This window comes from Flavobacterium sp. FlaQc-57 (genome assembly GCF_044007395.1).
In the GTDB taxonomy this organism is placed as follows: Bacteria; Bacteroidota; Bacteroidia; order Flavobacteriales; family Flavobacteriaceae; genus Flavobacterium.
The window spans coordinates 113,869-130,458 of the sequence record NZ_JBIPDA010000003.1 but is presented as its reverse complement, the minus strand read 5'-3'; the positions used below and the strand labels follow the sequence as shown (position 1 = coordinate 130,458).

Genomic DNA, 16,590 nt, shown 5'->3' with positions numbered 1-16,590 from the left:
ATTTTCTTAGCCAATTCAAAACAATCTAGCATTAACTAAGTGTAAGCATAACTAATAAAACCTATTACTGATACTAATAACATTTAAGTAAATCTAATAAAAACCTTTAAGAACACTGACCACTAATTGGTATCTGCCAACTTTTAATTGGTATTCGAAAACTAAGGCTGGAATTCGTCTGTTTTTTTTTTAAAATCTTCTTTACCTTAACTTAATCCATTTAAGAAAAATTTCTTTTTTTCGTTGTGAAATCGGAATCACAGTCTTATCCTTCAGCTGTAAATATCCTTCTTTAGAATAATTTACGATAAAATTCAAATTTACTGTATGAGATTGATGCACTCTGACAAAGTTTGGTGGTGTAAGAATATCATCATAATCTTTAAGTGGTTTTGAAACCATAATTCTCCTGTCATCTGCTATGTGAAAAGTGGTATAAGATCCCGATGTTTCACAACGTATTATTTCTGTTAATTTTACCACATGTGTTATTTCCTGTGTAGGAAGTATTAAACGTTCAGTATGTTTAATTAAAGGATCATTCTGCTCATTTGTCACGAAATGATCCAAAAATTTATTTTGCATAACCATAATTCTATCTACAGCAGTTTTTAAATCTAATGGATTAATTGGTTTTAACAGATAATCTAATGCATTGTATTTAAATGCCTTTATAGCATTAAGCTGGCAGGCTGTTGTAAAAATAAGGCGGAATTTTTTAAAACTAATTTGTTCCAGTATTTCAAAACTGGTACCTCCTTTAAGATAAATATCCATAAAGATTAAATCAGGCTTTACACTTTCGATTAATTCAATAGAATCTTTTATGCCTTCTGAAAAGCCAACTACATTTACTTCAAATGGAACCATTTTCTGTAACATTAAAAACAGTGTCTCTCTTAACTTTTGATCACCATCTATAATTATTGTTCTATACATTCTTATTATTTTGAATAAACTATATTCTTGATGCTTTGATTCGAATTTCGATAATAACTACCTACGACTATCAACTATAAAAATTACTAAAACTCATGAACAATTTTAATATACAGGTTTTACTCCCTTTGAATTGTCCACAATGTAACTTACCAGCCAGGCGATTTGCCCTTGCTTAGCAAAAAATATTTTTTTATTTTTTATATCCGGAATATCCTCCAGCGCTATGACCAATAAATTACCGGCCGAAACAAGATTTTTTGGAGAATATGTTTCCAGTACTTTTTGCACGTCTTTATTGGTTATGGCTGCATTTACAACTTTGCCAAAATTATTTTCAATAACAAATTTTGTATAAAGCACATCCTCATATTTAATTTCATTAAGATTATTTTCAGCCGCTTTTCCATTAAAAATAGTATACAAAGCCCAAGCTGCACCTCCTGATAAATAAATATTATCTTTTTTCATGGATTCCGGTCGCATGGCATACATTGCAGCAAAATCATTCCTTAAAGTTGTCAGATAATCGAAACTGATTTCGTTAAAATCATATAACGGTTTGATTTTATTTTTCCTGATTATCTTTTCAGTTAATGTAACTGTTCCGATATCTAAAGAAAACGGAAAAAAGATATTTCCCCCATTTACGACGTCTACGTAACCTCCTTTCGTATTTCCTCCGCCAATATCAAGCAGTATCGAATTTTTATAACTCTTTGGAGGAATACAACCTTTTAAAAGCAGCTTCACTTCTAATGAAGCCGAAATAACATCTAAATCTTTATTTGTTAATACTTTGATTTTATTTACTAAAACATCTGTATTTTTTGCCATTCCAACTCCAGATGAAGCCACTATAAAAATATTGTCATTTGGCACTTTATAGTCAACTAATAATTTTTTGTAATTTTTTAAAACAACTTGACTGGTACTATCGATGTCTTTTTCAAATAAATTCCCATTGATAGAGATTCCTGCAACTATACCAGTATTTTCTGTCCAGAATTCTTTTACTTCATAAATTCCCTTCTTAACGTTTTGAACATCGATTACAGACATTTTCACCCCTTTGCTTCCAATTTCAATTCCCCCGTAAAGAGATTGTCCCTGAAGTGTAAATGCAAACAGCAGCAAGAATATCATATAACATATTTTCTTTTTCATTTTTAGCAACGATAATTTTAAAATTCACTTAATATCACAAAAGTAATTTTGCTAAAATCAATAAATCGTAGTACCGTAAATGACAAATCGTAGTAATCATTCTACACTATGCTTCTATAAGGGTTACAAATTTCTATTTACGCTTATAAGAAGATTGAAGTAAATTATATTTACATTTTTAAATGCAGGGTAAAAAAATCCTTAGAGATTGTCTGAACAAAATGTTGCTTCAGTCATTTTTTACTTGGCAGATACCTTGGTAGAATTGAAAAAAAAACAAAAATTGAAGCTAAAAAAGAATCATTAACGCACTATTTAAATCATCTACACTTAAATTTTAAAAATAGTGCTCTCTAAAATTAATGCAGAATATTGATTAAATATTTTTATGTTAAAATTACACTCAGTTGGTTTACAGGATTTACTGAAAGACAATTCAATTAAAAACGTCTACTATCGTTTTTAAGAAAGCAAAAAAACATTATTTTAGTAGAACACGTTCTACAATTCAAGTTCTTAATGTTCTACACACCGCCTAGTTTATGCGCATTATATTTGCTTAAAATTATTCTAAACAAAGCAAGTGTATTTTAAATAAATCAATTTTTTATAGTTACAACTTAACTGTATAATTGTTTTATGCAATCTAAAAGACCTCCCTAAACTCTTTTAATGTTTGCGCTGGCTTGATCAACATTGATTTTTATCAAAAAAAGAATATTTTTTTGATATTTATTGCTGCTGTAATTAAATTAATGAAAATTTTAAATAATATCGAAAAAAATAAAATTCTAAAATTACGTTTATTTTAAGTGTAGTATTTGTACTACTTTTATTTCGTTATTAATAACATTGTATGAGCATAGAATTTTCTAAGCCCATGATTTTATCAAACAATTATATTTTGAACAGAAGGTATTTTAAAGGAAACATTTCACGTTTAAAAAAGCTAAACTTTAAACATAGAAAGAAAATATATTACACATTAGTAGCAACTGTTATATTATTAGAAATCAGCATTACAGCTCTCTGGTATACTGAATCAATAAAGGAAACCGAAGTTTCATTGGCTTTTGAAAATTTAGATGCTATTAATGAATTATCACAAATGACTAATAAGGCGAATAACTCATTTATTAGCTCACAAACATCTTTCAATGATTATATTAACTATCAGCGACAAATTTCATTAAAGGAATATACTTCGTCTTTAATTGATATTAAAAACACCATAAATCGTGTTAATAAGATGTATCAGGACGATCATGCTCTCGGAAATGTATTGGGTGAGAAAAAGGAATCAGAATACAAAATTGCATCAGTAGAGACCACTATTGATTCTATCATTGCGCTACAAATAGAACCTTCTAAAAATCAAAAAACAGAAAGCTCAAAATTCCAAAAAGTGGAATTTAAAAAAACGCTGAACAACCAAAAAAATGATTTCTTTATTTTGGCTGACAGTATTTCTAAAAAAAGTCTCTTTTCCAGACTAACCGATGCAATTGGTGGAAAAATCGACATTCAAAAGATGCCGGAATTCAATACTCTTAAAAGAAGCTCTTTTACCTTACGAAGCCAAAATCAAGAAATCGTCAAATTGAATAATAAGCTATTAAAATTAGTTGCCGGGATATTGATTCCTTATAGTGTGACACTAAATAATTTACAGCTTGACACAAAAAACAAAATGCGCGATGAGTACAAATCGAGCGTAAAACTTAGAAATTATACTGCTGTAATGATGATACTCTTAATGTTCATTATAACACTCGTGATTTCAAATTTCACCCAAATGGCTTCTGATTATGACAAAAAAATAACAAAAGCGAAAGAGCGAATCCGTCAGAGCTTAAATTTTAAAAACAAGATTATGGGAATGATCAGTCATGAAATCAGATCTCCTTTAAATATAATTTCTATTTACAGTAAAAAGATCAGTTATTCTATGAAAGATCCGGAGTTAAAAGAAACATTTAAATCCATCCACTTTACAACAAATTCGTTAGTTCTGTTAGCCAATCAAATCTTAGAATATTCTAAAGGCCAAAATTATCAGCCTACTTTAAAATGCAAAAAATTCAATTTAAAAAACGAAATACATCAAATTATTTCGTCAATGTCGCCATTGCTTGAACTCAAAAGAAATAAAATAGAAATTAATTCCAACATAGATTCAAATTGCGATGTCTATTCTGATGTCACAAAAATTCATCAGCTGTTTTATAATTTAATTGGGAACGCCAATAAATTTACAGAGAAAGGTATCATTTCTATTACCATTAACTTACAAGACATTTCTGACTATGAAAGGAATTTAAGTGTAGAAATTCATGATAATGGAATTGGAATTGATGATAATGACTTGAAAAAAATATTTGAATCCTATTATCAAGGAACGTCTTCTCGAAAACTTAAAGATCTGGGAGCTGGTTTAGGATTAAATCTTTGCAAAGAAATAGTTGAATTATATGATGGAGACATCAATGTTTTCAGTGTCGAAGGATCTGGCACAACGGTCACGTTTAATCTGATATTGAGCCAAATATAAAAGTTAAATTCATCAAAACCGCTTCCTTTTATTGTTATTACCATTTGCCAATTTAATTAAAATTAACCACTATGAAATCATCAGATAACTATCAATTTTTAATTGCCGACGATCATAGCATATTAAGACAGGGTGTCTCTCTAATTATAAAAGAGCTATTTTTGAATGCCACCGTTCATCATGCAGGAAACTTCAAAGACACTTTTAAAGTACTTAGAGACACTAAAATTGATTTACTAATTCTAGATATCCATTTTCCAGATGGTAACAGTTTAAATATTTTAAAAGAAATTAGATCTATTCAGCCAAAAGTGAAAATTTTAATGTTTTCCGGCTATGATGAAAGTATTTATGCCATGCGTTATTTAAATGCAGGGGCGTCCGGATACCTAAGTAAGGAAAGTTCAGAGAGTGAAATGAAAAATGCAATAGGCTCTATGATTTTGTCCGGAAAATACATAACATCAAATGTAAAAGACAGAATTTTAGATTCGTACATCTCAAAAAAACCATTAAATCCTTTAGATCTTTTGTCGAATCGAGAACTTGAAGTCGCCCGCTTATTGATAAAAGGATATGGAAACTTACATATTCTAGAAACTTTAAATGTCAAAAAAACAACCGTAAGTACCTATAAATACAGAATTTTCGAAAAATTACAAATAGACAATCTAGCAAGTTTAATCGAACTTTTTCAGTTATTTTCTGATGAGGGCAACTAGTTTAAGATAAAGAAATTTGGACAAACAAATACTTTAAATCCTATTCTGCAAAAATGATTTATTTCACTACTTGATACAGTAATTTAAAAACAATCATCCTACAATTCCCTATTTATAAAAAAAAAGCTAATTCATATTGAATTAGCTTTTTCGCTTCAAGTTAAATATAATTGGTTAGTTAGTAGTCGCAGAAACATTTCTATTATAAATAAAAACGATCTCTGTTTTCTTTTAATTGATTTAATGTTTACTCCATCGAAACAATTATAAATTCGCTTCTTCTATTGGCCTGATGTTCCTCTTCGGTACATTCTACACCATCGGAACATCTGTTTACCAACTGACTCTCGCCGTATCCTCTTCCGGTTAATCTATTTGCTGCAATACCATTTTTTACCAGCCATGCAATAGTAGATTTTGCTCTTCTATCTGATAACGCCATATTGTATTTGGCTGTCTGGCGGCTGTCAGTATGCGAGCGAACATCTACTTTTATTTTTGGATATTGTTGCATAACTTCATAAATTTTAGCAAGCTCAAATGCTGCTTTTTTGGTGATATTCGATTTATCTAAATCAAAATAAATAATCGATATATCCATTATTTTAGCCAAGTCAGTATCTACTGTAGCAGTTTTAATACGCTGCTCCAATCCTATGGTCAATTCCGTTTTTCCTGTAGACTGTTCTATAGTAATTGGCGTTTCTTTGGTTTGATATTTTTCCTTAGCAGCTCTTACATAATAACTTTTACCACACTCTACATCAAAATGATAAGTTCCGTCTTCATTGGTAATCATCTCACCTATGATCTTAAAATGGTCATCTAACAGATTAACTTTTGCATTATCAAGTATTGCCTTAGTATCGATGTCTACAATTGTACCTACTAATAGCTGTTTACAATCCAGTTTTTTGGTTTCGTTAAAACGATAAATATCATCGTATCCAATTCCTCCGTCACGATTAGAGGTAAAAAAACCATTTCTGTTTGCACTGTTCAGTATATAAGCAAAATCGTCTTCTTTACTGTTAATTGGTTCTCCAACATTTTGAATTCTTCCAAAACTGTCCTGACCGTTAATTTTGGTTACAAATACATCAAGTCCGCCTAAACCCGGCTGACCGTCACTTGCAAAATAAAGCTCGTTGTCTGCCGATACAAAAGGAAATGTTTCGCGCCCTGGGGTGTTTATTGCAGTCCCTAAATTTTTGGGAGTGCCAAAGTTTCCATCATTAACAGCTACACTGTACAAATCTGATTGTCCGAAACCTCCGGACATGTCTGAGGCAAAATACAAAGTCTTCTCGTCTACACTTAAAGCAGGGTGCGCCGTATTGTAATTATTACTATTAAAAGGAAGTTCGCTAACGTTGTCCCATTTACCATCAATTAAACTCGCTTTGTATAATTTAAGCAAGGTGATTTTCTGATCACTTTTTCCCTTTTTACCATCCAAAAAATTATTTCTGGTAAAATACATCGTCTTACCATCTCTGGTGAAGACTGGTGTTGATTCGTGAAATCTTGAATTTATTTTTTTCTCAAATCGCTCTGGCTTCCCTATAGTTCCATCAGATTTTAATTCTGCTGCATATAAATTAGTAAAAGATTGGTTGGTCCATTTAAATACTTTTTTTGCAACTCCTCCTGTATCTCTGGCTGAAGCAAATACTAATTTATTATCTAAAAAAGCACTTCCGTAGTCTGAATATTTTGAATTAATTCCGGCATCGGCAATTTCAAATCGTCCTGAATTTGCCTTAATCTGGTCCAGGTAATTTCTGTTTTTTTCAAACAGTACACCTCTTTGGTCATTGCTTAATTTTTTATAGAATTTGTCCATTATCTGATCTGCTTTTTTATAATCGCCGACCGATTTTAAAGCCTGTCCATATCTGTAATAGTATTCCGGGTCTTGATTTTCATTCATTGCGAATAACTCATCATACCATTTTGCTGCCTTAGACAATAATCCATTAAAATAATATGCATTCCCTAACTTTTGAAACATTTTTTCGTCCTTATAACCTTTTTCAGCTACTCTTTCGTAGGTTTCAATAGCATCGATATACGCGAACTTATCGTAATCTTTATCAGCACTGGATATTCTGCCTGTCTGTGCACCTGCTTTGATTGCGAAAAACACTAAAAGAACACTATAAACTATTTTTCTTATTTTCATGATTGTAGTATTAAAAGAATCTAGGTGAAGTTATTCGGCTGTAGTTTTTTAGGAATTCATAACGAAGGAATATTTCATGTGATCCTGAATTATATCTATTTAAGCTCGTTGTTTCATGATCGTATCCATAACCTAAATACAAACCTTTTGTGACTTGAAATCCTACCATAGCACTTACAGCTGCGCTCCATCTGTAGGCAACCCCTACTACAAATTTATCATTGAACATAAAGTTACCCGAAACATCAACCTGTAAGGGTGCACCTTCGACCATTTTAGTAAGTATAGCAGGTTTGAATTTTATGTATTGATATTTATCTAGATCAAAAACATATCCCGCAATTAAATAATAATTGATTTTGTCTTTGTAAATGGCAATATCATTGTCACTATAACGATTGGTTTCGATAAAGTTCGGAACTGATAAACCGATATAAGCTTTGTCTGAATGCCAATATACCCCTGCTCCAATATTGGGTGAAAATTTACTGTTTAAATCCTGAAACTGTGGATCTCCCTGATGTTCCGGATTTAGTTTATTGATATCCAGATTAAACAAATTAGCAGTTGCCTTGATTCCAAAAGAGAGTTTGAAAGTTTCTGAAGTAGGAACAGTATAGGACAAATCGGCTGATAATGTGTTCTCGTTTGTTGGTCCGATTTTGTCATTTAAAAGCGACACTCCCAATCCTAAATTACTATTGTTTAAGGGCGTATTTAATGAAAAACTGCTCGTTTCAGGAGCTCCGTCAAGACCTACCCATTGGGTACGATATAAACCAAAAATGCTCATCGCTCCTCTTGAACCGGCATAAGCGGGGTTTATACTAATGGTATTATACATGTATTGCGTAAACTGTGCATCTTGTTGTGCATAATTAGTAATAGATGTGAAAATCAATACCAAGATTATTATTTTTGTTTTCATGTGTTTTAGTTTTAAGATTCCGGGAGATCGCTCTCCCGGAATTTAAATTTATCTTGTTATATACAAATAGCCTGATTTTTCATGCATACCGTTATCAGAATCTTTATATTTTAGAATATAGAAATAGGTTCCTGCAGGTAATTCACTTGACTGGTTTATAGTAGTTCGTCCTTCAGATATTCCTTTAAACACTCTGTCGACATTATTATAATGATCACGTTCGAATACTAAAACTCCCCAACGATTGTAGATTTCTACAGTATTATCGGTATAACACTCAAGTCCGCGGATATAGAAGGCATCATTTTTTCCGTCTTCATTTGGTGAAACCGCATTAAATACCTCGATTACACATCCTGTTACATCTAATACTGTCGGTTTATCTTCTAAAAATGAACTGTCATCAGAAATATCACTAACAAGTGTATTTAAAGGTGTCGTTCCTGTTACAGTCGCCTGATTGCTAACTTTTCCTAAATTAATATCTGATTGTGTCAATTTGTAGATTCCTGTAAATCCTGTTGTATTGGTTTCTCCTACTCCTAAGTTTATTGGATCTCCATTTAAAACCAATCCTTCTTTGATATCGCTTACGCTTACATTAGTTAACGGTACATTTCCTAAGTTTTCAATTTCGAAACTGTAGCTTAATGTTTCGCCTGCTTGTGCAAAGCCATCGCCATTATTATCATCAAAAACTACTGTTTTGATGATTCCAATTGAACAATTGTATAATGTCAAGGTTACCGGTGTTCTGGTTAAACTGCTGCATCCAGAAGTTGTATTTACAGTTTCAGCATAATAAGTAATCGTTCCTACTGCATTTAATGTTGGCGATGACACAATACTTCCCGCGGTAGCTGAATTGTACCAAACTACTTTTGTTCCCTCTGGTGTACTTGCCTTTGCAGTTAATGTTTGTACCTGGTCTGCCGCACATGCTGTTTGATCACCTGCACTTACAGGAGCCACAATTGTGTTTTTCATGATCACATTCTGATTCACAGTGGTTACATTACCATTTTTATCATCAAAAGTCCAGATTATCACAGTAGTTCCTTGTTTAACTAATGGGAAAACAGTTGTTGTTGTTCCTATTATTGTTCCTGAGCAAGCATCGTTTGCTGTTGGAATTTCAGGTGTTCCGCTGCATCCTTCTAAAGTGACATCGGCTAAAGTAGGCGCAATCGGAGCTGTTCTATCTTTTACGATTACATTCTGATTGGCTTTGCTTATGTTTCCATTACCATCATCAAAAGTCCAGGTTACTACAGTAGTTCCTTGTTTTGTAATTGGGAAAACTGTTGTTGTAGCACCTGTTATCAATCCTGAACAGGTATCAATTGTAGTAGGAACAACCGGTGTTCCACTACACTCTCCAACTGTTACATCTGCTAAAACAGGTATTACCGGAGCTTTTGTATCTTTTACAATTACATTTTGATTCGCTGTGGTTGTATTTCCGTGACCATCATCAAAAGTCCAGGTTACTACTGTTGTTCCTTGTTTTGTAATTGGGAAAACTGTTGTTGTCGTTCCTGTTATTGTTCCTGAACAATTATCAGTTGTTGTTGGTGCAACAGGTGTTCCACTACATTCTCCAATTGTTACATCAGCCAAAACTGGTGTTTGTGGAGCCTGAGTATCTTTAACTGTAATGGTTTGAACCAAATTAGTTGTAAGTCCACTACAATCTGTTAAAGTATAGGTTCTCGTTACAATGTATGGCTTATTGATTCCGCCAGATCCGCCGTTATTAGTCTCTGTAACTGTTACAGCTACAGTTCCGTTACAATTATCTGCTTCATCTTTTATCAGATTTACATCTGCCACAGGAATTTCCGAGATACATTCTAACGTTACATCAGCAGGAGCTGTTCCTGTCGGAGCAATCGTATCATCAATTGTATAAGTATAAACCCAATTGTGTGTATTTCCTTCACAATCTTTAAATGTGTACGTATAAGTTACATCTCCTTCGCAAGTTGGTGTTGCAGAAATAACTGGCGCACTTGCCGTTAAAGTATTTCCACAATTGTCTTTCACAACCGGAACTGTTGGCGCTACAATAGCTGATGCACAAGCAACGGTTGAACCTTGATTGGCTGGCATTGTGAAATCTGCACTTTCAATTGTGTAAGTGTAAACCCAATTGTGTGTATTTCCTTCACAATCTTTAAATGTATACGTATAAGTTACATCTCCTTCGCAAATTGGTGCTGCAGAAATAACTGGCGCACTTGCCGTTAAAGTATTTCCACAATTGTCTTTTGCAACCGGAACTGTTGGCGCTACAATAGCTGATGCACAAGCAACAGTCGAACCTTGATTGGCTGGCATTACGAAATCTGCACTTTCAATTGTATAGGTGTAAACCCAATTGTGTGTATTTCCTTCACAATCTTTAAATGTGTATGTATAAGTTACATCTCCTTCGCAAGTTGGCGCTGCAGAAATAACTGGCGCACTTGCCGTTAAAGTATTTCCGCAATTGTCTTTCACAACCGGAACTGTTGGCGCTACAATAGCTGATGCACAAGCTACAGTCGAACCTTGATTGGCTGGCATTGTGAAATCTGCTTGATCTATTGTAAATGTTTGAGTAAAATTTAAAGTATTTAAAACTGCATTTTCTCCCGCATCACGTACTTTATTACTATTTGTATCGACATATTCTGTTACCGTATAGGTTCTGATAACGTTTCCGTTACAAACCGGATTTGGTCCGTTTGAAGCTGTGACTACAATTACTCCGCAAGGGTTAGCTCCAATAAATCCATTTGCATTTCCTAAAGCTTCAAATTCTGTTTTAGTTAATGTTGTTGCAGTTGGCAATTGCGCATAACAAGAAATACTAGTCGAAGCAAATGTTGGATTGGTCACTTCAAATAAACAACACAATGGTGCTGTACCTGAAACTACTACACTGTTACAAGCATTAGCGTCCTGAATACTTACATTATAATTTGTTCCTTTGGCAATCGAGCCTGAAGTCCAAATATTTCCTGACCATGTTCCAGGTGCTCCTGTTCCGGTGACAGTATATGGAGCCAGTCCTTTTACTTCTAAATTTAAAGTATATCCTGATCCATTGGCAGCACAAGTAGTTGATTCTGTTCCAACTTTTATAACAGATGTTTTAGCAGTTACAGTTCCAACGTTAGATACATTTCCTTCGTTATCACGACCTGTATACTGTATTGGTGTTGGATTCATTATTGTGTTTGATAACGGAACAAAAGTAATTTCTCCAGTTGTTGGATTAACACCCCAAGTTCCTTCTAAAGCAATAGTCATACTTACAATATCCCCATTACCGTCTGTAATAATTCCAGTTGCTCCGGATGGTGCAATTAAACTTACTGAAGTTGGAACTATTGTATCTCCGGTTGTGTCATTTAAAAGTACATTGATTACAGTAGAAGTTGCTCCCTGCGTATAACAAGCTGAATCATTTGTTGCAACTGGCAATAAATCTAATCTTTTAGTAACTGTTTCACATATACAGTTATCATCTGTAGAAATTACAGCTACAATTTTTCCAAGTCCACACGCACTTGCTCCAGATAAAGTATAGTTCTCCGTAACTGTTGCTCCTGCAGCAATTGAACCTGTCATTGTATATGATCCTAGCAATGATCCTGTTGGATTTCCTGATGCATCAGCACAATAAAATCCTATTTTAACCGGATTGGCCGGACTTGCATTCGTTTGATTTAATGCGCTTGTATTATTAACTGATATTGAACCTGAATAATTTCCTGCATTATAAGTGCCTTTGAAACTGCTAATTCCTAACGTTGGATTGGAAATTGTGTATTCGTAAGAAGTACTTCCTGTTTGGATAGCAATATTCGAACAAACTCCTCCCGGAGCTGAGCTACAACCTATACCTGCAATATTGTCAACAGTTTGCAAAATCACTCTGTAGTTTGAACATGCCACATGACTTGTTTTTTCAACCGCAAATGTATAGTTCAGTTTATCTCCTGAATTCATTCCTGCTGGAATTCCTAAGTCGATATAACTCTGACCTGCTCCATTGGTTGCAATTCCTTTGAATGTTGCACATGGAGAACCGATACAAGCAAATGAATTTGCTACGTATCCATATCCCGGAGGCAAAATAATATGTGCTGACCCTGTTGAACCTGTAGCAACAGAAGAAACAATTGTATGGCTTGCACTAAAAGTTACCGGACTATTACAATTATTGAATGATCCAGATACCGGAGTTAAGGTACTTACTACAAAGTAACCTGGTGCTACTCCATTAGCATTGATAGATAATGAGGCTGAACCTACTCCATCTCCTGTTGCCGCTGCACCGCATGAACGATTGGCATTAGCGAATATATTGATATTTGAACCTGCTACGAAATCACAATTTGTATTTAATGAAAAACGAAGTCCTATTAATCGCAGGTTATTGTTTCCTCCATCATTTAATGTTCCAGGTAACCCCTGAACCGGGTAATTTGGATGAGAACTCAAATCGATAGTCGTTCTTGTTCCTGAAGTTGAGGATGTAACCGGACTCCAGTTACCTGAACCTGCAGGATACTCTGCTTGAAGTGAACCACTTTCATATAACATTCCGACAGGCAAATCGACTATAAACTTGTTGTTAACCGTATTTCCTGCTCCTGCAGAATTCATTCTGTACTCAAACGGGATTGGTGTACATAAATCTACAGGTGCTGTTGGCTGTTTTACAGTGATAATTTGCACCTCAGCAGTTTGCGGAATAAATGGTAAATCAACAGCTACAGGCGTACAAATGTATTGGTCTGGTGTAACAGGATATCCTGTGCAATTCCAGCCAGCTTCTACATGTATAGCAGATGATGTACAAGTCGTGTAAGTAAAATCTAAACGATAATCAGCATTATTACCCGGTGCAATACCAAGGTTTGACATTTTAAACCAAACTCCTCCTGAATACGGTATTGGTGTCGAAACTGCATTAGTTGCAACATTCACAACCTGGGTAACAGTAACACCACTTTGAGTAGGTACCTTTAACCATATGTATGGTGCAGTTGAACCTCCCGTAGATGATATTCTCACTATAGCACTTTCAGTTGGCTTACTCGCTTGAATAGTTCCTGTTTGATTACTGATACTAATAGCCGCTTTAAGTACTGTATCACTAGTAGCTGTAGCAGTACCATTTACAAAAGAGTTTGTATGTACATTAGTACCTGATAAATCTTTATAATGATATAAATAATCTTGACCGTAAGCCTTAAATTGAATTGCATTAGTTGCTTCAAGATTACAACTTCCTGCGATAACAAGAGAACCTGTTATTCCATTATTACCTAGACCTGTGAAAATTTCAGTTGTTCTAGCAGATGGATAATCAAAATGATATAACGTACCACCAGCCACTGGAGTAACTGATGTAGGTGTAAGTGTTCCATAACTAACAAGTGTTAGTGAGGTTGGCAATGTAATATCTAAACCTGTATATGAAAACGCAGGACGATACTCATTAATATACTTATTTCCGGCTGCAGCAAAATTTCTATAAGCTGATAAACTAAAACCAAATTGAGTACAACCATTCACTGTTGAACCTGAAGGAGGATAATAGTTATAAAACGTTCCAACTAAATACATTTCCGGAACCAGCGCATTACAACTTTTCTCTACTCCCGCTACAAGATTGTACATTTTTAAAGACTCTCCTGTTTGAATATCAGTGGTTGGAAGCTTTCCATCACTTGCAATAACACTATAATGAGATTTAGTTTCAATTATATCTCCAGGTAACATTCCTCCAGATGGAATTAAAGAAGTTAAATTCCATGTAATTGACTGAATAGCATTAGAACTACCAGTACCTGAGGCAAAAGAAGATGAAAGTACACCTGAAGAAACAGTAGTAGTACCTCTTTTTATAACCACATCCATTGTTTTAATGGAGACAATATCTGTAGATTGGCTTACCACCTTTTTAATAGTTGTTCTTAAATAGAGATTATCTGAAGCAAAAGTTTGTTGAACACCATTTGCCTGAATAAAAAAGTCATCCAAATAAAGTGCTTTTGACAAATCAGAACTTGATATGTTTGCTCTTAATTGGTGTGTCGTTAACGAACTATTTGTCCACCCCAGAGAATTGTCTTCTCGCTCTACTTTTACAAAAGAAGCACTAACTCCACCATCTGGACAAACAGCTGTACACATTACATTTGCCAATTGTGTAGTACCACAAAACATAGGTGAGTACGTACGGCAATTCGCTGAATAATCATTTATATAATGAATGGTATAAGGAATATTTACCACACCACTTGGTCCTGTGGCGCAATCATATACCAAGTCTAAATAAAACATCCCCATATCAACTCCTGGTGATAATACTGTTAAAACTCTGGTTGCAGGATTGAAAGAATAGGTTGCTGTTAATGTAGGGGTTACTGCAACATCTTTACCGTTTGCCCATTTAACATTACCAGTCCCTGATAGCTCCACACCAACAGGCAATACTACCTGCCATTCATATCGCTGTTTTGGATTGTAATTCATTGTTCCCATTGAATACCAACTCTCAGCAAAACGCATACGGAAAGGCACTCCACCATAAACATTTGCAGGTGAGTAGCTATTATCTGCTTGTTGAAGAATTTCAGAAACGGTAGTTGAAGCTAAAGTGTTTGCGTCTAACCCTCTATGTGTGTCTGAAACAATACTGGTAGCTTTAGCTTCTTTACACATGTTCGCATATAATAGATCACCTTTATATCCCCAATATCCGGAAAGTGCTATTGGACAACTTTTGGTTAAGACTACATTTACATCTGTAGTAAAAATGATAGTAGAATTTGGCAGCAAATCATCATAAAAACCATCACCATCTAAATCTTCAAAACCTACCCCTGCACCATCAGGATCAGAAGTAAAAAGATCTTTTACCACTATACGCAAATGGTTACCCGGACTAGCATACACAACCGGTATTGATTTACCATTATAATTAAGATTACTCAGTTTAAAAAGATCATTAAATAAAATTTGAGCATTTCCCATTATGGTTGAGCTAGAACCTCCCACTCTAAAAACGGCATCAAACATAGCAGAAGCATTTGATGTATTAGCACCTGCTGTCACAAATTTAAAAGTATATTGAAAAGGTGTACAATCATTTACATAATTTAATTTAGCAACAGTAAACGAAGCTAAAGAAGCTGAACCGTCATTCATAGTAACACCGCCACTCCCCGATACCGTTTGGCACCAAGCAGCCGGAGTTGACCCACATCCCCAACCTGCAGCATAATTTGTTGCACCATTGCATGCTTTAACAACATAAGTTTCTGTAAAAGTTAAAGATTCGCCAAAACAAAAATCACCACCAGGCAATTTTGATGCATCAATAGTATAATAAGAAGTAGTACCTACAGTAGATGCTGGCGTAATGGCCACACCACCAAGAGTAAGACTTGTTTGTTTAATTCCATTTGAAGGATAATCAATACTAAAATAAACTTCATTTGTACATCCGTTACCACCATTGGTAATCGTAAAAGTTCTTGAATAAGTTTGGCCGACAACAGCATTATTTTGTGTTGCAGGCTGTGTAAAAGCAAATACAGGATACGAAACCTGATAAGGAGAAGAAGTTCCTGAACTTGCGGTTTGTCCTGTAATTGTTCCGGTAACTACATCCTTAAAGGCTGTTCCTGATATTGCACTTGTTCTTGCATTACAAGTTGCTTTTCGATCTATTGTAAAAACAATATAATCACCAGCTGTAAGTGTACTTGGCCCTAGTTTAAATTGCGGCGCATTTGCTGTCCCACCATTCTCGGTAATGACAAGAGCTGCTGTTCCGGATGTTTTTAAAATAGTCCCGGGTAAATACTCAATACCCGGAGGTAATTGAATAGTTACATTTGCTCCTGTTGTAGAAGCTGTTGCAACATCTAATCGAACTTGCAGAGAAGATGACGAGTTGCAAACTGTTAGATTCCTTGGATTCTGCACAGGTGCAGTTGCATGGTTAGGAAAACTAACAAGAAAAGATTGTGCGTCAACATTTACACATCCTAAAAGAAATAGGAGTAATAAAGTAATTTTTGCTTTCATT

7 protein-coding genes are annotated in these 16,590 nt (G+C 34.4%); 2 read left to right on the top strand and 5 right to left on the bottom strand.

From position 1 onward, the window contains the following. Window positions 1–201 precede the first annotated feature (201 nt). Together ACHRVZ_RS11570 and ACHRVZ_RS11565 are read right to left on the bottom strand one after the other, a co-directional pair. Window positions 202–939 carry a LytR/AlgR family response regulator transcription factor gene (locus ACHRVZ_RS11570; RefSeq protein WP_395422601.1) on the bottom strand — a complete coding sequence of 246 codons (738 nt, stop codon included), beginning with the start codon at window positions 937–939 and terminating at the stop codon, window positions 202–204. A gap of 105 nt (window positions 940–1,044) precedes the next feature. Beyond that, on the bottom strand, window positions 1,045–2,106 hold the full coding sequence (locus ACHRVZ_RS11565; RefSeq protein ID WP_395422599.1) for an exopolyphosphatase: 1,062 nt from the start codon (window positions 2,104–2,106) through the stop codon (window positions 1,045–1,047). An 856-nt stretch (window positions 2,107–2,962) separates the two neighbouring features. Between ACHRVZ_RS11565 and ACHRVZ_RS11560 the strand changes: the two genes are divergently transcribed. Both ACHRVZ_RS11560 and ACHRVZ_RS11555 read left to right on the top strand, forming a co-directional pair. Continuing rightward, the gene (locus ACHRVZ_RS11560; RefSeq protein WP_395422598.1) at window positions 2,963–4,657 is read left to right on the top strand and encodes a sensor histidine kinase; all 1,695 of its coding nucleotides are present in this window, start codon (window positions 2,963–2,965) and stop codon (window positions 4,655–4,657) included. A gap of 71 nt (window positions 4,658–4,728) precedes the next feature. Next, window positions 4,729–5,379: a response regulator gene (locus ACHRVZ_RS11555; RefSeq protein WP_395422597.1), complete on the top strand. Its 651-nt coding sequence runs from the start codon at window positions 4,729–4,731 to the stop codon at window positions 5,377–5,379. A gap of 247 nt (window positions 5,380–5,626) precedes the next feature. Here the strand turns inward: ACHRVZ_RS11555 and ACHRVZ_RS11550 are convergent, their stop codons facing one another. The 3 genes from ACHRVZ_RS11550 to ACHRVZ_RS11540 are packed head-to-tail and all read right to left on the bottom strand — an operon-like array spanning window position 5,627 to window position 16,589. Next, the gene (locus ACHRVZ_RS11550) at window positions 5,627–7,564 is read right to left on the bottom strand and encodes an OmpA family protein (protein WP_395422596.1); all 1,938 of its coding nucleotides are present in this window, start codon (window positions 7,562–7,564) and stop codon (window positions 5,627–5,629) included. A gap of 10 nt (window positions 7,565–7,574) precedes the next feature. Continuing rightward, window positions 7,575–8,492: a type IX secretion system membrane protein PorP/SprF gene (locus ACHRVZ_RS11545; protein WP_395422595.1), complete on the bottom strand. Its 918-nt coding sequence runs from the start codon at window positions 8,490–8,492 to the stop codon at window positions 7,575–7,577. A 48-nt stretch (window positions 8,493–8,540) separates the two neighbouring features. Beyond that, the gene (locus ACHRVZ_RS11540; RefSeq protein WP_395422594.1) at window positions 8,541–16,589 is read right to left on the bottom strand and encodes a gliding motility-associated C-terminal domain-containing protein; all 8,049 of its coding nucleotides are present in this window, start codon (window positions 16,587–16,589) and stop codon (window positions 8,541–8,543) included. Window position 16,590: the final 1 nt, after the last annotated feature.